The following is an 18,041-nucleotide window of genomic DNA, read 5'->3' as shown; positions in this document are numbered from 1 at the left end:
CCGGGGCGATTCAAGTCGCTACGACTCGCGGTAGTACTAGGTTGGCCGACTGTTTAGGCCAGTGCGAGGAACAGTTTCTCAAGCTCCGCTTCCGTGAGCGGTGGCTGCTCGCCATCTTACGGTCGCGATGCATTGACGCATCCCTGATTAGTCCGGATGGTCCACCGCCAGTCCGGGAACTCGGTCTCGAGCCGTTCGATCCGCTCGGCCGACAACCGGCCCTTGCGGTAGTCAGCGCTGCGGCTCTGCACCCAGGTGCCGATCGCGAATCCGTCAATGACATCGCGCCGGCGGGCGTTGCTGGTGCCGTACACCGCGACGTAGCGGTGCAGGTGCTCGAGCCCGGCCTCGAACCGCCCATCGCCAATAGATTCAGCCACGACAGCTCACGAGTGTGTTCGACGTTGCCGTAACGGGAAGACCGCGCTCAAGTGCGGTCATCACTGGAATGTAGCGCGGCGAACCCCACCTAGTGTCCTGAGTCATTAATTTCCGTTCGGTTGTTAGGCTAGGGAATGGCAACCCGGGGTCCGCGAGCAGTGGATATTGTTCTGACTGATGACGAGCGCCGTGAGCTCGAAGGGTGGGCGCGTCGGCGAACGACGGCCTCGGGTTTGGCGATGCGCTCACGAATCGTTCTCGCCGCCGCTGATGGCGGTTCGAATACTGAAGTGGCACAACGACTCGGCCTCAATCGCAGTACCGTGCGGCGCTGGCGAGGCCGGTTCGTCGAGCACCGCTGCGAGGGGTTGCTCGACGAACCCCGGCCTGGGCGACCTCGCACCGTCGACGACGAGCAGATCAAAAACTTGATCACCGCGACTCTCGAGACCACTCCGAAGAATGCGACACACTGGTCGACGCGGGCGATGGCCGAGCATCTCGACATGTCACAGTCAACCGTGTCGCGTGTGTGGCGGGCGTTCGGATTGGCTCCGCACAAACAGGATTCGTGGAAGCTGTCGAGAGATCCCTTGTTCACCGAGAAGGTCCGCGATGTCGTCGGGCTCTATATGAACCCACCCGAACGTGCCCTGGTGCTTTGCGTTGACGAGAAGACCCAGATCCAAGCTCTCGATCGCACCCAGCCGATCTTTCCCATGCTCCCGGGCACCCCGCAACGGGCCAGCCACGACTATGTGCGCAACGGCACCTCCAGTCTGTACGCGGCGTTGGACATCGCGTCGGGAAAAGTGATCGGTTCGCTTCACTCACGGCATCGGGCAACAGAATTCATCGGGTTTCTCCGCAAGATCGACGCCGAGGTGCCCGACGAGCTCGACGTCCACCTGGTCATGGACAACGCCTCTACCCACAAGACGCCCGCGGTCAAACGATGGCTGACCTCGCACCCACGATTCGTTGTCCACTTCACCCCGACGAGCTCATCCTGGATGAACCTCGTCGAACGCTGGTTCGCCGAACTGACCACCAAGAAGCTCCAACGCTCCCCCCACCGCACCGTGAGAGCGCTCAACGCCGACATCAGAGCATGGATCGAGACCTGGAACGACAACCCCCGCCCCTACGTGTGGGTCAAGACCGCTGACCAGATCCTCGACTCCATCGCCCACTACTGCACACGAATTAATGACTCAGAACACTAGCTGCCTACGCCGAGGCGGCTCGTATGTCGCAGCCCGAACTGGTGGCTGCGTTGCGAGATCTGCTCGGCGCGCGGCTGGTCGCCTACCTGGGTCGGGTGAGCGAGACCCGGGCGGTGCGGCAATGGGCTGACGGCACCCGCACCATCGCCAACCCCGAGGACGTCGAACGGCTCCGGATCGCCTACCGCGCCGCCCGCCTGATCACCGAACGCGACACCCCCGCCGTCGCACAAGCCTGGTTCCAGGGCCTCAACCCGGTCCTCGACGACCGGGCGCCGGCATTGCTGTTGCGCGACGGCGAGCTCGCCGACGTCGGACCGCAAGTACTCGCCGCCGCCCGCCAATTCGCCGCGGTGGGATGAACCAACCACAGCCTTCGACGATCAGCACCCCGCACGGCCCGATCACCACCAGCATCCGGACTGCCACGCCCATATATCGAGTCGGATACGCGCCCAGCCCGTGGGAGTGGACACCATGGGAGTACGCCACCGACGACCGCTTCGCCGGCCGCTGGGACGACCCCGACGGGGGTGTGGCGCACCTTGTACTGCGCCGACACTCCCCTGGCCTGCTACCTCGAAGTCCTCGCCTTCGCCCGACCCAGCCCACAACTGATCGCCGAGCTCGACGACATCGTCGTCGACGAGGAAGACGAGCAGGACTACCCCGCGCTGCCGCCCGGCCACGTTCCGCGATCGTGGTGCGATCTACGGATGATCGGTCACGGCACCCTGACCGGACGGTTCGCGGTGCCCGCCGACCCGGACAGCCTCGCCACCCTCCGGACGGTGTTTCGGCCGCTCGCGATCCGCTACGGGCTCGATGACCTCGACACCGCCGCGTTGCGGGACGGCCGGCCCCGCGGGCTCACCCAGGCCATCTCCCGCTGGATTTACGCCCTCACCGACCACGGCCATGCAGCGGTCGACGGGATCGAGTTCGACTCCCGACACGGCGACCAGCTGCGCATGTGGGCGCTCTATGAACGCGCCGCCGACCCCGACATCAGCCCCCACATCGACGTTGTCGATCACTGCCCCATCGACGCCGCGGATCCACAATTGGCCCGCGCCCTGACGCTCCTCGGACTCGAGTGGACCCCCGCGTAGACCGGACTGAAAAGGCCGTGCCGCAATGTCGAACGAGTATGAGTCTGGCTCGACCAGCCGTGGTGACTACGATCGTCTCTTCGAGACCGGGATAGCGAACCTGCACCGCTACGCCGCCCACACCGGTGGACGCCGATTCCCGGCCTCGTCTCAGCCGTGGTGCCCGCCCGGCAGTTGCGCCAGTTCACGATCGTCGGCTCCCTGGTCGACCAACCTCTTCCGGGTCCGCTCCAGCCACGTACGGGCCCACCCCGGGTCGGCCGCGGTCAGCATCCGATACTGCTCCGCCCAGATCCGGCGCAGATAGTCGGGCGCGCCGGGCGAGTGCAGCCGATACGACGCCGCTTCGGCGATCGCCACCGCAACCCAGCTCAGGAACTCCTCTGGATCGCTGGACTGCCGGTCGAACATCACCGTGCCGCGTTCGCGAATGATCAAGTGCCACACACCGTCCGAGTCGCGCACGCACGAGGGCGTCGCGTCGTCGAGGATGTGACCCAGGCGAGGCACATCGGACGGCTCCGCCGACATCGTCGCCGCGAGATCGGCTATCCGGCTGCGCATCTCGGGGTCGAGCTGGTCGTCGGCGCCCGACGTCATCCGGGGAAGACGCTCTCGAGCACACCCGAACACAGCAACCACTGGGTGTTGACGAAACCGCCTGTCTCGTTGAAACATCCGCGATGGTCCTCGATCAACCCGGGATCGAGGAGCTGCTGGTCGATCTGATATTGAATGCCGCCGCCCGGCTGACCGAAGCCCTTGGCGATACGTCCGGTCCACACCTTCACCGAGCGCATGACCACGTACACGTGGTAGTTGCAGAACTGAGGGTTGTCTTTGTCGACGAGGTTCTCCGGCGGAAGCGCCCGCCTCTTGTAGTGCGTGCCCGCGGGGGCCAGGAAGCGACCATTGGCGGGACCATAGCGATCTATCCGCTTGTTCGGGTTGAGGGTGGTCAGCGACTTCTTGGCGGACCCGTCGGGGTTCAGCGTGTATCCGTCGTGGTCCGGATAGTCCCACTTGTCCCCTTTCCGATACGTCTGCAGGAACTCGCTCGGACTCAGACCCGCGAGCCGGTCGTAACCCCTCAACTGCGGACCCACCGGGGCATCGGTCGCCAGAATCTTCGGACCGAACAGTTCGTCGTTGTACAACAGCTGTGCGGAACATCCACCCGCCTCCGGCCCGCCCAGCGATCCGAAATCCAATGCGCCCAAAGGGTTCGGCGCGGCGGCCGCCACCCCTCCCCCGGAGAGTGCCAGCGTGACACTGATGAGGGTGGCAAGCAGAGCATGGCGACGTTTCATGGCCGCGCCTTTCGATGGGTCCGTCGGAATCACGCAGTGCGGAAACTAACCGATCGGCGTCGCCGCGTGGTCTGAACTGCGAAGTTCCGGCACAGATTCGAGCGGTACCCCCGGAATGCCTACCGCCGACGGTGTTCCGACGGCGGGATGCCGTAGCGCTTCTTGTACGCGGCCGCCAGCCGACTGGGGCTCGAAAAGCCCCATCGCGCAGCAACTTCGGCCACCGTGTCGGTGTTGTCCGCTTCGGTGAGGTCGTGGTGAGCCCGGTCGAGTCGGATGTCCCGTAGCGTCTGGGTCGGACTCGCACCGACGTGTTCGGCGAAGCCCTCCTGCAGCCGCCGGAGGCTCGAGCCGCCCAGTTCGGCCATGTCCGCCAGACGCCAGTCGCGTCCCGGATCGTCATGCAATGCGTCGAGCACACGCTTGACCATCCGCGGGCGCAGACCGGTCCCCGCCTCTTCCGGAGAGACAGCGAGGAGGAACGCGCTGCTGATCGCGCTCGCCAGCTGCGGTCCGACCAGTGGGTTCGACAGGAGGTCGGCGGGTTCGCGCACCTGGGCCGACAACGCGCGCACGAGCCCGAACCACGCCTGCTGGTCGGGTCCGGCGAGATCCAGCTGATCGGGCAGCCGCAACTGTGAACGCAGCGCCGACGCCCGGACCCGGTCGGCCTCGCATTCGAGGTAGTCGGCGTCGAACTTCACCCCGACCACGACACAGTCCGCGGACCACCGGGTGATCGTCGACGGGCGATCCGCGGTGAAGACCGTGGCCTTGCCTTCCTCCGACGTCGTCTCCACCGACCCGGCGCGCGAGTCCAGGACACCGCGGATCGGGATGTTGATCTCGTAGGCACCCGGGTAGTCGCAGGAGATGGAGACGTCGGTTCCCCAGTTGAGCTTGCCGATCGTGACCGGTCCCAGCTCGACGGTCTGCAGGTTCAGATTCAGCTGATCCGGCGACGACAGCGCGGTCAGCTCATGCGGGAAGTACACCTCTTCGACGGCACGATGCGCCGTCTCCCAGTCGCTGGTCGATGTCGTGCTCCGCATGGACTTCTTCCTCGTACTCCGGTCGCGCAGGGTCGTGCATCTCGATTCAACCCGGTGACACACGACACTCGCCACCCGGTTCGGAGACTGCGATCACATTGCCGCGCGATCGGTGCCGCCGACGCGCGAAGCGTATCGACCGCCCGGTCGGCGGTCCCTAATGTCACCTCGCACCGGGTCGCCGACAACCTGCCGGCCGCCGCCCCCGGCTCTCGAGACGAACACAGCGGAGGAACCCATGACCAGCACCATGTCGTGGATCGACGACATCACGATGACCGAACTCGAACGCAACCCCTACCCCGTCTACGAACGGCTTCGCGCCGAGGCGCCGCTCGCCTATGTCCCGGTTCTCGGGTCGTACGTCGCGACGACCGCGGACATCTGCCGGTCGATCGCCACCAGCCCCGACTTCGAGGCGGTGATCACCAAGGCCGGCGGCCGTACCTTCGGACACCCGGCAGTGATCGGGGTGAACGGTGCGATCCACGACGACCTACGGTCGATGGTCGATCCAGCCCTGCAACCCCAGGAGGTCGACCGGTGGATCGACGACCTCGTCCGGCCGATCGCCCGCCGGTACCTGAGCGACTTCGAGGACGTGGGGCGCGCCGAACTCGTCGGCCAGTACTGCGAACCCGTCAGCGTGCGCGCGCTCGGCGACCTTCTCGGCCTTCAGTCGGTGAGTTCGGACAAGTTGCGCGAATGGTTCCACAAACTGTCGGCGTCGTTCACCAACGCGGGAGTCGACGAGAACGGCGAGTTCACCAACCCGGACGGCTTCGCCGAGGCCGACGCCGCGAAGCTGGAGATCCAGTCGATCGTCAATCCGCTGATCGACAACTGGATCGAGAATCCCGACGACAGCGCGATCTCCCACTGGTTGCACGACGGTATGCCCGAGGGACAGACGCGCGACCGCGACTACATCTACCCGACGCTGTACGTGTACCTCCTCGGAGCGATGCAGGAGCCTGGCCACGCCATGGCCTCCACACTGGTCGGCCTCTTCAGCCGGCCGGACCAATTCGAGCAGGTCGTCGACGAGCCGAACCTGATCCCGCGCGCGATCTCGGAGGGCATGCGGTGGACGTCACCGATCTGGTCGGCCACGGCCCGGATCAGTACGAAGGACGTCGAGGTCGCGGGCGTCGACCTACCGGAGGGCTCAGTGGTCCTGATGTCGTACGGTTCGGCCAATCATGACCACTCCGTCTACGAGGCACCGTCGGACTACGACATCACCCGACCGCCGTTGCCGCATCTCGCATTCGGTGCCGGCAACCACGCCTGCGCAGGAATCTACTTCGCCAATCACGTGTGCCGGATCGGACTCGAAGAGCTGTTCGAGTCCATCCCGAACCTCGAGCGCGACAACAGCAGCGACGTCGAGTTCTGGGGTTGGGGTTTCCGCGGGCCGACGTCACTGCACACGGTGTGGGAGGTGTGACGTGTCCGACCCGACGACCCGGCCCGGCCCGACGGCCTTCCGAATCGACGCCGGCAACACCTCGGTGACCTGCGGTGACCGACAGCGAGTTCTCGATGCCCTGTTGCGCCAGGGGGTGTGGATTCCCAACTCCTGCAACCAGGGCACCTGCGGCACCTGCAAGGTCCGGGTGATCGACGGCATGGTGACCGCCCCGCCTGCCCCCGACAGTGTCCTGTCCGACGCCGAGCAGCAGCAGGGATACGTGCTGTCGTGTCAGTCGACACCCATCACCGACATCGCCGTCGAACCGCCCGCCGCCGAGTGCGGCGAGCGCCATCACCTGTTGCGCGATGTCGCCGGAACGGTCGGTTCGATCACCGCGGTGGCCGATGACACCGTGTCCATCACGGTGTCACTCGACGAACCGTTCGAGTTCACGGCCGGCCAATACGTCGAGTTGTCGATCCCGGGCACCGGCCAGACCCGGCCGTACTCGATGGCCAACCCGCCCAGCGAATCCGACACTCTCGAGTTCCACGTCCGAAGGCAGCCAGACGGTCTCGCCACCGACCGGTGGATCTTCGATTCCCTGACGGTCGGGGCGGCGGTGTCCATGACGGGACCGTGGGGCGACTTCTGCCATCAGCCGGGCGAACCCGACGTCGGGCTCATCCTGCTCGCCGGGGGAACCGGTCTCGCGCCGCTGAAGTCGATCGCGAGAGCAGCACTCGACGCCGACCCCGATCGTGAGATCCACGTCTACCACGGCGTCCGCACCGAGGCCGAGCTGTACGACGTCGACTTCTGGCGCGCACTCGAGACCGAGCACCCGAATGTCCGGTACACGCCCTGCCTCAGCCGCGAAGAGTGGAGCGGCCGTACCGGTTACGTCGGTGACGCGATGATGGCCGACTTCGACTCCTGCCGCAACCACTCGGCATACCTCTGCGGCCCGCCCGCGATGGTCGAGGCGGGGGTCCGGGCCCTCAAGCGACGACGCATGCCGCCCCGGCGGATCAAGCGGGAGAAGTACACGCCCGCAGCGAGTCTCGTGACCCTCTGAGTCGACCCGGAGGCACGTCGGTCCCGGTGCCGACGACCAGCTCAGGCCACGTCCTGCACATCCGCCGCCGACGCTCCGGAGATGATGTCGAGGACCCGCGGGTACTCGGGCGCAGTCGAGGTGACCACCGACCCGTGGTTGCCGCCACGGATGAGAACGGCCTCGGCGTCTCCGCCGTCACGCACGACGGCGGCGACGTAGCGTTGCGAATTGGCCGGCGCGACCATCCGATCGGCGGTTCCGTGAACGGCGACCACGGGGGTGTCGGGATCGATGTTCTGGATGGGATCGACCATCGTGTACCGCTGCGGGACCTGCGCCGGGGTGCCGCCGAGGGCGGTCACGATCCGGTCGTCGCCATGCGTGGCCGCATAGGTCATGTCGAGTGGACCGGCGAGCGAGACGACCCGCGTCGGGCGAAACAGCGGCCGCGCACCGACCTCGTCGTCGTCCAGTTTGTGCCGGGTGCCGCCCCAGACCGCGAGTTGCGCTCCGGCACTGTGCCCGACAACCAGCTCGTCGTCGGTGTCGATCTGCGGGAACTGCCGGTCCACCACGACGACGTGGTCCAGGGCGCTCGCGACGTCCCGGAACGTCGTCGGCCAACCACCGCCCGATCCGACGCGGCGGTATTCGATGTTGTACACGGCCATGCCCCGATCGGCCAGGTCTCGTGCCAGCGGCTCGAAGACGTCGGCCCCGAGGGCGCTCTGCCAGGCACCGCCGTGGATGAGGACCACCAGCGGGATCGTGTCGACCCGTTGCTCACCCGCGGGCAGGTACAGCTCGGCCCAATTCTGTTCGGAGTCACCATCGTCCGGCGTCGGGTAGTCGAACCGGTGGACGGTCACCTCGTCGAGGTACTCGACCGGGGCGGCTGTGGCACTGCTGCTGGGGGTCGGGGTCGGCGTGGTTCCCGTGGAGCACGCGGACAGTCCCAACACGCCGGCGACGACGACCCCCAGTGCGATGCGGACGCGACGCGACGTGGCCGTCACCGCACGCTCAGCGGTACAGGCGTGATCGACGCGCCGCTACGCAGGGTCGCCGGCAGCGGTCCGAACCCGGGCCACAGATTCACCGGCACCGTGACCGTCGCGCCCGCGGGCAGCGAGATCGACGTCGGGCTGACCGCGACGCGATCGGTGAAGGTGTCGCTGCGTTCGACCTCCAGTCGGAGCCGCTGTGCCCGTCCTTCGGATCGAACGGTCACTCCCGACGGAGAGGTGGCCCCCACCGAGACCGCCGAGCCCGGGCCGATCGCCAACTGCGTGGTCTCGGTCGACAGTGATCGCAGCGAATTCTCGGTCGCGACTTCGAACTCCGCGGTCGACGGTGCCGACGAGGTCACCCGCATCCCGTGCCGGGCCGGATCGGCGTCGATGACCGCGACCGCACCCGCGGGCACCTCGAGATCACCCATCGCGACCACGCCGCCCGCGCTGAGCACTGTGGCGTCGATGTCCGCGGTCCGACCCGCTTCCACCCCGTCCACGACGATCCGGAACTTCCGGTTCGCGGGCACCGTGAACGTGACGGAGTTGTCGTTGTTGAACAAGATCTTCTTGTCGACACCCGGGATCGCACGACCGGCGGGATCGGTGACCCGCACGTCCCAGTCGACGTCGCCGACACCGCGTGCACCGCCGTTGTTGTCCGACACCATCACGACCGTCTCGTCGTTACGCAGCTCCGGATCCTGATGACGTGCCAGGATCGGTGCCAGCGGAACAAGCATCATCTTGTTGGCCGGCGACCCCTGGAACAACAGTGTCGGCTCGGACGGGTTGGTGGCCGTCGAGTAGTACCAGCTGTTGGCAGCCGGGTCGACGACGATCATCTTCTCCACGCCGGGGAAGTTGTTGTCGTAGACGACGATGCCGCGCTTGCCCTGCCCGAGGTCGCGGATGGCGATCGGGTTGATGGCGTGCCCGGCGCTCTGCTCCTCATCGGTGTAGATCGCCAGGACGTAGTTGTCGTTGCGCGCCCACGCCGAGCGCAGTCGGGACAGCGCCTCTGTGACGGTGACCTCTGACTCGAGGAGGTCGGTGGGCGGGAAGCCCTGGGTGATGAACATCCGCGCGATGAGTTCGTCGAGCGGCGCCGACGGGCCGATGCTGTAGACGGACTGCCACGGCATCGCCAGCGGGAACGGGTTCAACCGCTTGGTGGCATACAGTCCGGCCAGGGCGGCCATCCCGAAGCAGTGCCCGCCCGCCATCGACTCGTTGAATTCCTGCTGGACGAGCTCGGCAACCGTCGTCGGCGAACAGACTCCGAACACGATTCGGGCGCAGACCTCGTCACCGAAGACCGCCCGCATGCCCTCGATGCTCAAACCACGAGTGTGCAGAGCGTCGTTCGGCCCCCAGTTCTCGAACGAGAAACCGTCTCGTTTGACCTGGAAGTCGGCCTGCGCGACGAGCTTTCCGGCCTTGGGGTTCACCACGGGCGCCGCCTGCGACGGACCGGGGGCGACGATCGCCAAACCTGCGGCCACCGCCAGCACAAGTGCCGTCACCGAGAGACGCACCAGCCATCGATTACCGCGCGTGCCTGTGAGCATCGCTAAACACTAGCGGACAATTCAGACACCGCCCGAGTAGCCGGTGAATTCACCGGATCGATTTCTGAAATACGTCCCAAAATGTTTGTTGCGGCAGTTCGGCCCGCAATTCGGACCGAGCTGCCGCAACGTGATTGCGGTTGTTTCGGGATTCCCCTACTTGACGCCCGAGAACACGTACTGCAGTACGGCCAGTGCCAGTTCGTTGTCCTGGATCGCCTGCCACAGGATGTTGTCCACCATGTTCGTCTCCGTTTCGATGTTCGCGTGAGGGGTCGGGTCCGGCACCGAGCAGGAAACCGTGGGTCGCCCCGCCCCGGCGCTGTCGATCCTACGTCGACTGCCGGGCGAGAGTTCGCCGGGCGATCCGCGCGACCGCCTCGTCGATCAGACGGCCCGCACTGTCCGTGGCCGCGGCGCCTCCCGCGGCGTCGAAGGCGGTCAGGACGTCGCGGGCGGAAGCGACCTCGGCGTCGGTCGGCGCCATCCCTGCTCGGGCAGGGGCGATCTGTCGCGGGTGGATGCAGGCGCGCCCGAGGAACCCGAGGGCGGTCAGCCGTCGGGTCTCGTCGGCGAAGCCGTCCGGGTCGTCTATGACCGGCGACGCCGCGCCGAGCGGTGGACCGATCCGCGCCGCCGCCGACGCGGCGACCACCTGCGAGCGTGCCCACAGCAGTTCGTTGCCGACCACCGAGGTGACCCCGAGGTCGGCGGCGAGATCGACTTCGCCGATCTGGACGAACTCGACCCGCGGTCCGGCCGCGATCGACGCCGCGTTGCAGAGTCCGGCCCCGGTCTCGATCAGCGGCGACACCGGTGTGCGGGGTCGTCCCCACTCGGCCTCGAGCTCGGCCAGCATGGTGTCCACCCGCTCGAGCGTCGCCGCGTCGTCGACCTTGGGCAGCCAGACGCCGTCGGCGCCGGCCCGCACCGCCATGGTGAGGTCGTCGCGGAGTTCGGCTCCGGGGTTGACCCGCACCCAGACGGGGACGCCGTCCCGGTCGCGGTTCTCCAGCCACGCGCCGACGGCGATGCGTGCGGTGTCCTTGCCCGACAACGGCACCGCGTCCTCCAGGTCGAGGACCACGGCATCGGTCCCCGACCCGACCGCCTTGTCGAAGCGCTCGGGCCGGTCGCCCGGGACGTACAGGAAGACCAGCGTCTGCGTCATCCGACCGTGACGGTGCCGTTGACGAGCGCCTTGGCGATGACCGTCCGCATGATGTCGTTGGTGCCCTCACCGATCGACATCAGCGGCGCGTCCCGGTAGTAGCGCTCGACGTTGAACTCGGTCGAGTAGCCGTATCCGCCGTGGATGCGCATCGCCTCGAGGCTCGCGGTGATCGCGGTCTCCGACGCGAAGTACTTCGCCATGCCGGCCTCGCCGTCGACCCGGGCACCCGAATCCGCCTTGGCCGCTGCCCAGTACGTCATCAGACGCGCCGCCTGCAGCTGGGTGGCGATGTCGGCGAGCTTGAGCTGGATGGCCTGGAAGTCCGAGATCGGCTTGCCGAATGCCGTCCGCTCACGTGAGTAGTTGAGCGCGGCGTCGTACGACGCCTGCGCGATGCCGACGCTACGGCCGGCGATGTTCAACCGACCGATCTCGAGGCCCGACAGCGCCTGCTGCATGCCCCGGCCCTCGACGCCGCCGAGCAGCGTCGACTGCGGGACGCGCACCTCGTCGAGGAAGATCTCGCACGACTCCGTGCCCTTGTAGCCGAGCTTGCCCATGTCCCGCTGGACCTCGAAGCCGGGCGTGGTGGTGTCCACCAGCAGGATGCTCATGCCCTTGTGCGCCGGAGTGGCCGACGGGTCGGTCTTCACCAGTACCGGAAGCACATTCGCGTGACGCGCGTTGGTGATCCACGTCTTGGTGCCACGGATGACGTAGTCGTCACCGTCCTTGGTGGCGGTTGTCTTGATGCCCTGTAGATCGGTTCCGGCCCCGGGTTCGGTGAGGCCGATTCCGGTGCGGCACTCACCACTTGCCAGGCGCGGGAGCCACTGTGCCTTCTGTTCGTCGGTGCCGTGGCGCGCGATCATCCAGCAGGACAGGTTGTGGCTGCCGAGGATTCCGGCGATGCCCATCCAACCGCGTGCGAGCTCCTCGTAGACGAGGGTGAAGGACACCATGTCGAGTTCGAGTCCGCCGAATTCCTCCGGCGTGGTGATCCCGAACAGACCCATCTCCCGCAACCGGTCGACGATCTCGGTGGGATACCGGCCGGTGCGCTCCCACTCGTTGGCGACCGGGATGATCTCCTTGTCGACGAGCTGACGCAGGGCGGCGCGGAAGTCGCGCTGTTCGGAATTGAAACTGAAATCCATTGTGATCCTTGCTCTCAGGCGTGACCGGACGGGTTCGCGGCGGCAAACCCACGGCGAGATGGGCGTGGTGTGTGTCAGCCGGCGGCGACGATGGTCGTCGCGAGGGTGGTGATCGGTACGACCGACGACGCGTTCGGGAGACCGAACACCGCGTCGACGAGGTCATCGGAGGCATCTCCGCCACCGCTGTTCCCACGGAACTTCGCGGCCACGGCGGCGTCGTCCATCGGCCGGCCCGAAGTGCCACGGCTGCAGGGCACCTCGCCGACGACCCGGGAGCCGTCGGCGAAGGTGATGACCGCCCGGCCGGCGGCGTCGGCGGCCGGGCGGTCATCGGGCACGGTGGTGACCTCGACGAGTCCCGCGGTGGTCGCGACCTCGGGGCGCCCGATCGAGTCCACAGCGTAGGTGCCCACGGTGACGGCACCGTCGTGCACGAGGGCGGCGACGCTCCACGGCAAGTCGAACTTGGCGTCGTAGACGCTGCGCGGGCTGCGCGTACCGGTGCCAGGGCCGCAGACGATCTCGACGCTGTCCGGGTGGACGTCGACGGCGATGCTCGCGATCTCCCCCGGCACGATCTCGCGACCCTGCTCGCCGGCCGTGACCAGTGCGGCGCCGACCGCGTCGAGCGCGGCATGCATCAGCTGGCAGCTCGGATACGGCTTGATGCCGATACTGGCACTCTCCCAGCGGGTTCCGAGGTCGGCCACGATGATGTCGGGATCGATGTCACGATCGGCGAGCGCACGGTACAGACCGCGGCGGCCTTCGAGCACCGACTCGGGTCCGCTCGCCCCGGCCACCGCGAGCCGCGCGGCCAGGACACCGCTGAAGCCGGCGTTCCCGGGGTGCAGGGTCTTGGTGTTCGCGCCGGTGTCGAGGAACTCGAGGAGCCCACCCGACGACGACGCGGCGATGCCGATCGCGTTGGTGAGCACATCGGTCCCGGCGCCGTACAGCAATCCGGCGGCGACGGCACCGGCGAGCGGACCGACGACGGCGGTGGCGTGCAGTCCGCGCGCATGGAACCCGTGGGGCGCGGCCGCGCCGAGACGGCACGCGACCTCGAGCCCGGCCACCAGCGCGACGACGGTGTCGGCGCCGGTCGCGTCGACCTCCTCGGCGACCGCCAGCACCGCCGGGGCCACGACCGTCGTCGGGTGCACCAGCGCGCCGGCGTGCGTGTCGTCGAAGTCGAGCGCATGCATCAGCACGCCGTTGGCGAACGCCGCCGCGGGGGACGAGATCGCCTCGGCATCTCCGAGCGGGTGGGCCTGGGCGGGACCGCCGAGCGCGCGAGCCACCGTCAACCCCGGTCCGCCCTGGTCGAGGCGCCGGGCCCCGATCCCGTTGCCGATGCCGTCGAGCAGGTGTCGGAGTGCGGCGCGGCGGGTGGTCTCGGGGATCGCGTCGATACTCAGGCCGGCGGCCCAGCTCGCGAGTCGGCGGGCGGTCACGACGGGGCCTGACCGGAGGGAGTCTGGGCGACCGCGCCGAAGGCGCCGCCGTCGACGAGACCACGGACGTCGTCCGCGCTGTAGCCCAGCAGACCCATCACCTCGTCGAAGTTCTCGTTGCGATGCGGTGCCCGACGATACTCCGTCTTGTCCGTGCCGAAACGCACCGGCGAGGTCACCTGCCGGACCTCACCCCACACCTCGTGTTCGGTGGTGGCGATGAGACCGCGTGCGAGCGTGTGCTCCTCGGTGAGCGCCTGCTCGACGTCGTTGATCGGCCCGGTGGGAACCCCCGCGTCGGTAAGCAGCGACACCCAGTGGTCGACGGTCGACTCGGCGAATCGCTTCTCCAGGATCGGCAGCAGTTCGTCCTTGTGCTGTCCGCGGGCGGCGAAGTCGGTGAACCGCGGGTCGTCGAGCAGCTCGGCCAGACCGATGGCCTCGGCGAGGCGCACCCAGAACTTCTCCTTGGCGCAGCCGACGACGAACCAACCGTCGGAGGCCTCGAAGGCCTGGAACGGCACCAGCGACGGATGCGCCGAGTTCTTGGTGCGACCCGGACGGTAACCGGCATTGAGATGCCATGCGGCCGGGTAGGTGAGCATGGAGACCGCGGTGTCGTACAGCGAGACGTCGCAGTCGCCGCCGACACCGTCGCGGCGCGCGGCGTGCAGACCGGCCATCAAGCTCAGGGCCGCGACGAATCCGCCGGAGAAATCCACCAGGGACAGACCGGATTTCGTGGGTGGTCCGTCCGGGTCGCCGGTGAGGTCCATCCAGCCGGCCAGGCCCTGCAGGATGTAGTCGTAACCGGGCTGTTTGGCGCGCGGACCGGTCATGCCGAAGCCGGTGAGGCTGCAGCAGACGATCGCCGGGTTGAGGTGTTTGAGGTCGTCGTAGGTGATCTTGATCTTCGCCGGGACGTCGCCGCGCAGGTTGGAGTAGACCGCGTCGCTGGTCCGCACGAGGTCCTCGAACACCTTGCGACCGCCGGGGGTCGCGAGATCCAGTGAGAGACTGCGCTTGTTGCGATTGAAGGCCTCGAAGAACAGGGAATCCTCGCCCGAGTTGTACGGGGGGACATACCTTCCGACGTCGCCGCCGGACTGCGGCTCCTCGATCTTCAGCACGTCCGCGCCGAGGTCGGCGAGGTGGACGCTGCCGAACGGGCCGGCGCCGTACTGCTCGATGGCGATGATGCGGACGTCCTCGAGCGGCTTCATCCGACGCTCCCCTCGGTGGTTCCGGTCAGCTCGGTCAGGGACGGGGCCTTGACCTCGGGGAAGTAGTTCTGTCCGATGCCGCTCTCGCGGGTCGCGACCATCACCGAACGCTTCCAGGAGATGACGACCTCGCCGTCCTGGTTGATCCCGCGGGTCACCATCGACACGATCCCCGCGTAGGGACGGGACTGGGACAGGCGCAGGTCGGTGCAGATGCTCTCGGCGTAGATGGTGTCGCCGACGTAGACCGGGTGGGCCAGTTTGACGTCGGTGAACTGCAGGTTCGCGACCGCGTTCTGGCTCATGTCGATGACCGAGAGTCCGAGGACCAGGGCGATGGTCAGACCCGAGTTCACGATGACCTTGCCGTCGGTGATGGGATTCGTCGCGGCGAGGTGGGAGTTGAAGTGGTTCTGGTTGGTGTTCATCGACAGGCATGTGATCCACGCGTTGTCGGTGTCGGTGATGGTGCGGCCCATCGGGTGTTGGTAGACGTCGCCCACGACGTAGTCCTCGAAGAAGCGTCCGAGAGTGGCGGGATGGGTGGTCAATGGTCCTCCTCAGGGTGCGGCGTCGTGGAGTGCACACAACGAGCCGTGACGCGGACCACCATAAACATCTGATCTTTAGAACGTCAAGGATCTCCTCATCCTGGCAATACCCTGAGTTTTGCCGCAGGTGTTGCCGAAACCCTCCGAGGTATTGCATGATGCTCCGGAGCGCAGCTATGGCTCAGATCACTCCCGTCATCGGGGACACAGCTGAAGACGTCGGGGTGACGGCATGTACAGAGGAAGCGAGTTTCGATGAAGCGAATCGGCGTGGATGTGGGCGGCACGTTCACCGACCTGGTCCTGTGGGACGACGACGGGACGGTCACGGTGCACAAGACGCCGTCGACCAACCACGATCCCTCGATCGGCACGATGGACGGGATCGGGGTGCTCGCCGAACGTGCGGGCATCGACGTCGCGGACATCGAGATGTTCTTCCACGGCACGACCGTGGCCACCAACATCGTGCTGGAGCACAACGGCAGTGACGTCGGCATGATCACCACCGACGGCTTCCGGGACATCCTGCACATCGCGCGCAAGAAGCGCCCCCTGAACTACTCCAACTACCAGGATCTGCCGTGGCAGAAGTGGCAGCTGGTGCCCCGTCGCAACCGGCGCACCGTCGCCGAGCGAATGGACGCGGCCGGCAACGTGCTCACCCCGCTCGACGAGGATGCCGTTCGCCGCGAGGTGGGCCTGCTCCGCGAGCGCGGTGTCGAGGCCATCGCGGTGGCCTTCCTGCACGCCTACCGCAATCCGGCCCACGAGCACCGCGTCCGGGACATCATCGCCGAGGAGTACCCCGGCGTGTTCGTCTCGCTGTCCAGCGACGTCGCCTCGCAGTACCGCGAGTACGAGCGCTTCTCCACCACCGCGCTCAACGCGTTCGTCGGCCCCAAGACCTCCCGCTACATCGAGAACCTGGCCGGCAAGGCCAAGGCCGCACAGGTCGGCGAGGACGTCCACCTGATGACCTCCGCCGGCGGTCTCGTCACGTCGCGCAGCGCCAGCGAGGTCCCGGTCTCGCTCCTGACCAGCGGTGTCGTCGCCGGACTCCTCGGCGGCTGCTTCATCGGCAAGGCGTCGGGCTACCCGAGCGTCATCACCCTCGACGTGGGCGGCACCTCCGCCGACATCGGCGTCGCCCCTGACGGCAAGCTCCGCATGAAGCACCTGCTCGACACCCGCATCGGCGACTACCACGCGATGGTGCCGATGGCCGAGGTCGACACCATCGGTGCCGGCGGCGGATCCATCGCCAGCATCGACGAGGGCGGCATGTTCCGCGTCGGACCGCGCAGCGCCGGTGCCATGCCCGGCCCGGCCTGCTACAACCGCGGCGGCACCGAACCCACATCCACCGATGCGATGGTCGTCATGGGCTGGCTCCGCGAGGACAGCTTCCTGTCGGGAACCATGGAGGTCAAGACCGAACTCGCCACCGAGGCGGTCCAGACCCACATCGCCGACAAGCTCGGTGCCGACATCGAGCACGCGGCGATGGGCATCTTCCAGATCCTCGCGCACTCGATGACCGAGGCCATCTCGCTGCACTCGGTGCGCAAAGGCTATGACCCGCGCGAGTTCTCGCTCGTCGCCGAGGGCGGCGCCGGGCCCCTGTACGCCTGGCAGATCGCCGAGCACCTGGGCATTCCGCGTGTCATCGTGCCCGGTCACCCCGGGATCACCTCGGCGGTCGGCCTGCTGACCACCGATGTTCGCTACGAGGTCCCGACCACCGTGTGGACCTCGTCGGCCGAACCCGATCTGGAGCTGCTGCGTCGCGAGATGGACCGGTTGTCCGAGCAGGCAGTCGCCCAGCTTCGCGCCGACGGTATTGCCGAGGACGCGATCACTCTCGAGCGCAGCGTCGACTGTCGTTATGTCGGACAGGGTTACGAGCTCCGGGTCCCCGCACCTGCCGGCGACATCACCGACGAGTGGGTCGAGCAGACCGCGGCCACCTTCCACGAGGTCCACGGCCGTACGTATTCGCAGCGCTTCGACGACAAGCCGGTCCAGCTGGTCAACATCCGCGTGACCGGGGTGGGCGCGGTCGAGCACATCCGCATCGCCGAGATCGAGAAGGGCGACGCGGACGCGTCGTCGGCGATCAAGGCCACCACCCGCGCGCTGTTCTGGAAGAACGACTCGGCCGATCCGGAATGGGTCGACACACCCATCTACGACCGCGCACTCTTCAAGGCGGGCAACACCTTCGACGGTCCCGCGATCGTCCAGCAGTTCGACTCGACGACCATCGTCGGCATCGGACAGAAGGCCACGGTCGACGCCGTGGGCCACATCATCATCGAGAGGAGCGCCTGA

General features: G+C 67.2%; 18 protein-coding genes. 6 read left to right on the top strand and 12 right to left on the bottom strand.

Going from position 1 to position 18,041, the window contains the following annotated elements:
- Nucleotides 1-116: 116 nt before the first annotated feature.
- On the bottom strand, nt 117-380 hold the full coding sequence (locus tag AC3B6C_RS07590; RefSeq protein ID WP_004022477.1) for a helicase associated domain-containing protein: 264 nt from the start codon (nt 378-380) through the stop codon (nt 117-119).
- 135 nt (nt 381-515) lie between these two features.
- Between AC3B6C_RS07590 and AC3B6C_RS07585 the strand changes: the two genes are divergently transcribed.
- The 3 genes from AC3B6C_RS07585 to AC3B6C_RS07575 all read left to right on the top strand — a co-directional run bounded on the left by AC3B6C_RS07585 (nt 516) and on the right by AC3B6C_RS07575 (nt 2,719).
- Nucleotides 516-1,607, top strand: coding sequence for an IS630 family transposase (locus AC3B6C_RS07585; RefSeq protein WP_068884350.1), 1,092 nt, complete (start codon nt 516-518; stop codon nt 1,605-1,607).
- Nucleotides 1,608-1,630: 23 nt separating this feature from the next.
- A complete protein-coding gene (locus AC3B6C_RS07580) occupies nt 1,631-1,969 on the top strand; it encodes a hypothetical protein (RefSeq protein ID WP_033204248.1) in 339 nt (112 codons plus the stop codon).
- Nucleotides 1,970-2,140: 171 nt separating this feature from the next.
- Entirely contained in the window at nt 2,141-2,719 is a 579-nt protein-coding gene (locus AC3B6C_RS07575; RefSeq protein WP_231896066.1) for an RES domain-containing protein, read from the top strand.
- A 150-nt stretch (nt 2,720-2,869) separates the two neighbouring features.
- On the opposite strand, the gene AC3B6C_RS07570 is transcribed toward AC3B6C_RS07575, so the two are convergent.
- From AC3B6C_RS07570 to AC3B6C_RS07560, 3 genes are all read right to left on the bottom strand, one after another.
- Nucleotides 2,870-3,319: an Imm63 family immunity protein gene (locus AC3B6C_RS07570; RefSeq protein WP_004020847.1), complete on the bottom strand. Its 450-nt coding sequence runs from the start codon at nt 3,317-3,319 to the stop codon at nt 2,870-2,872.
- Nucleotides 3,316-4,029 (bottom strand): TNT domain-containing protein, encoded by a 714-nt coding sequence (locus AC3B6C_RS07565; protein ID WP_004020848.1) that lies wholly within the window; start codon nt 4,027-4,029, stop codon nt 3,316-3,318. The genes AC3B6C_RS07570 and AC3B6C_RS07565 overlap by 4 nt, the downstream gene beginning before the upstream one ends.
- Before the next feature lie 119 nt (nt 4,030-4,148).
- The gene (locus tag AC3B6C_RS07560; RefSeq protein WP_101820397.1) at nt 4,149-5,081 is read right to left on the bottom strand and encodes an AraC family transcriptional regulator; all 933 of its coding nucleotides are present in this window, start codon (nt 5,079-5,081) and stop codon (nt 4,149-4,151) included.
- A 238-nt stretch (nt 5,082-5,319) separates the two neighbouring features.
- On the opposite strand from AC3B6C_RS07560, the gene AC3B6C_RS07555 reads away from it, so the two are divergent.
- Nucleotides 5,320-6,531 (top strand): cytochrome P450, encoded by a 1,212-nt coding sequence (locus tag AC3B6C_RS07555; RefSeq protein WP_101820398.1) that lies wholly within the window; start codon nt 5,320-5,322, stop codon nt 6,529-6,531.
- 1 nt (nt 6,532) lies between these two features.
- Nucleotides 6,533-7,576, top strand: a complete 1,044-nt coding sequence (locus tag AC3B6C_RS07550; protein WP_369519014.1) for a 2Fe-2S iron-sulfur cluster-binding protein — start codon at nt 6,533-6,535, stop codon at nt 7,574-7,576.
- A gap of 41 nt (nt 7,577-7,617) precedes the next feature.
- On the opposite strand, the gene AC3B6C_RS07545 is transcribed toward AC3B6C_RS07550, so the two are convergent.
- From AC3B6C_RS07545 to AC3B6C_RS07510, 8 genes are all read right to left on the bottom strand, one after another.
- Nucleotides 7,618-8,574, bottom strand: a complete 957-nt coding sequence (locus AC3B6C_RS07545; RefSeq protein WP_101820400.1) for an alpha/beta hydrolase family protein — start codon at nt 8,572-8,574, stop codon at nt 7,618-7,620.
- On the bottom strand, nt 8,571-10,142 hold the full coding sequence (locus AC3B6C_RS07540) for a hypothetical protein (RefSeq protein WP_101820401.1): 1,572 nt from the start codon (nt 10,140-10,142) through the stop codon (nt 8,571-8,573). The genes AC3B6C_RS07545 and AC3B6C_RS07540 overlap by 4 nt, the downstream gene beginning before the upstream one ends.
- Nucleotides 10,143-10,298: 156 nt before the next feature.
- Nucleotides 10,299-10,430 carry a hypothetical protein gene (locus AC3B6C_RS07535; RefSeq protein ID WP_255220179.1) on the bottom strand — a complete coding sequence of 44 codons (132 nt, stop codon included), beginning with the start codon at nt 10,428-10,430 and terminating at the stop codon, nt 10,299-10,301.
- Between the two features lie 43 nt (nt 10,431-10,473).
- Nucleotides 10,474-11,313 carry an HpcH/HpaI aldolase/citrate lyase family protein gene (locus AC3B6C_RS07530; RefSeq protein ID WP_369519015.1) on the bottom strand — a complete coding sequence of 280 codons (840 nt, stop codon included), beginning with the start codon at nt 11,311-11,313 and terminating at the stop codon, nt 10,474-10,476.
- On the bottom strand, nt 11,310-12,473 hold the full coding sequence (locus AC3B6C_RS07525) for an acyl-CoA dehydrogenase family protein (protein WP_004020855.1): 1,164 nt from the start codon (nt 12,471-12,473) through the stop codon (nt 11,310-11,312). Before AC3B6C_RS07525 ends, AC3B6C_RS07530 begins: the two co-directional genes overlap by 4 nt.
- Nucleotides 12,474-12,547: 74 nt before the next feature.
- Nucleotides 12,548-13,933: an MmgE/PrpD family protein gene (locus tag AC3B6C_RS07520; RefSeq protein ID WP_369519017.1), complete on the bottom strand. Its 1,386-nt coding sequence runs from the start codon at nt 13,931-13,933 to the stop codon at nt 12,548-12,550.
- Entirely contained in the window at nt 13,930-15,156 is a 1,227-nt protein-coding gene (locus tag AC3B6C_RS07515; protein ID WP_369519018.1) for a CaiB/BaiF CoA transferase family protein, read from the bottom strand. The genes AC3B6C_RS07520 and AC3B6C_RS07515 overlap by 4 nt, the downstream gene beginning before the upstream one ends.
- On the bottom strand, nt 15,153-15,707 hold the full coding sequence (locus AC3B6C_RS07510; RefSeq protein ID WP_065632054.1) for a MaoC family dehydratase: 555 nt from the start codon (nt 15,705-15,707) through the stop codon (nt 15,153-15,155). The genes AC3B6C_RS07515 and AC3B6C_RS07510 overlap by 4 nt, the downstream gene beginning before the upstream one ends.
- Before the next feature lie 255 nt (nt 15,708-15,962).
- On the opposite strand from AC3B6C_RS07510, the gene AC3B6C_RS07505 reads away from it, so the two are divergent.
- On the top strand, nt 15,963-18,041 hold the full coding sequence (locus tag AC3B6C_RS07505) for a hydantoinase/oxoprolinase family protein (RefSeq protein ID WP_101820405.1): 2,079 nt from the start codon (nt 15,963-15,965) through the stop codon (nt 18,039-18,041).

The organism is Gordonia sp. 11cp (assembly GCF_057767225.1).
Note: the sequence above shows the minus strand (reverse complement) of the source record. Positions and strands in the feature narration are given on the sequence as shown.

Excerpts from the sequence above, each read along its gene's own strand:
- AC3B6C_RS07565 (WP_004020848.1), bottom strand. The coding sequence starts at position 4,029 with ATGAAACGTCGCCATGCTCTGCTTGCCACCCTCATCAGTGTCACGCTG.
- AC3B6C_RS07560 (WP_101820397.1), bottom strand. The coding sequence starts at position 5,081 with ATGCGGAGCACGACATCGACCAGCGACTGGGAGACGGCGCATCGTGCC.
- AC3B6C_RS07555 (WP_101820398.1), top strand. The coding sequence starts at position 5,320 with ATGACCAGCACCATGTCGTGGATCGACGACATCACGATGACCGAACTC.
- AC3B6C_RS07540 (WP_101820401.1), bottom strand. The coding sequence starts at position 10,142 with ATGCTCACAGGCACGCGCGGTAATCGATGGCTGGTGCGTCTCTCGGTG.
- AC3B6C_RS07530 (WP_369519015.1), bottom strand. The coding sequence starts at position 11,313 with ATGACGCAGACGCTGGTCTTCCTGTACGTCCCGGGCGACCGGCCCGAG.
- AC3B6C_RS07580 (WP_033204248.1), top strand. The coding sequence starts at position 1,631 with ATGTCGCAGCCCGAACTGGTGGCTGCGTTGCGAGATCTGCTCGGCGCG.
- AC3B6C_RS07525 (WP_004020855.1), bottom strand. The coding sequence starts at position 12,473 with ATGGATTTCAGTTTCAATTCCGAACAGCGCGACTTCCGCGCCGCCCTG.
- AC3B6C_RS07505 (WP_101820405.1), top strand. The coding sequence starts at position 15,963 with ATGAAGCGAATCGGCGTGGATGTGGGCGGCACGTTCACCGACCTGGTC.
- AC3B6C_RS07515 (WP_369519018.1), bottom strand. The coding sequence starts at position 15,156 with ATGAAGCCGCTCGAGGACGTCCGCATCATCGCCATCGAGCAGTACGGC.
- AC3B6C_RS07585 (WP_068884350.1), top strand. The coding sequence starts at position 516 with ATGGCAACCCGGGGTCCGCGAGCAGTGGATATTGTTCTGACTGATGAC.
- AC3B6C_RS07570 (WP_004020847.1), bottom strand. The coding sequence starts at position 3,319 with ATGACGTCGGGCGCCGACGACCAGCTCGACCCCGAGATGCGCAGCCGG.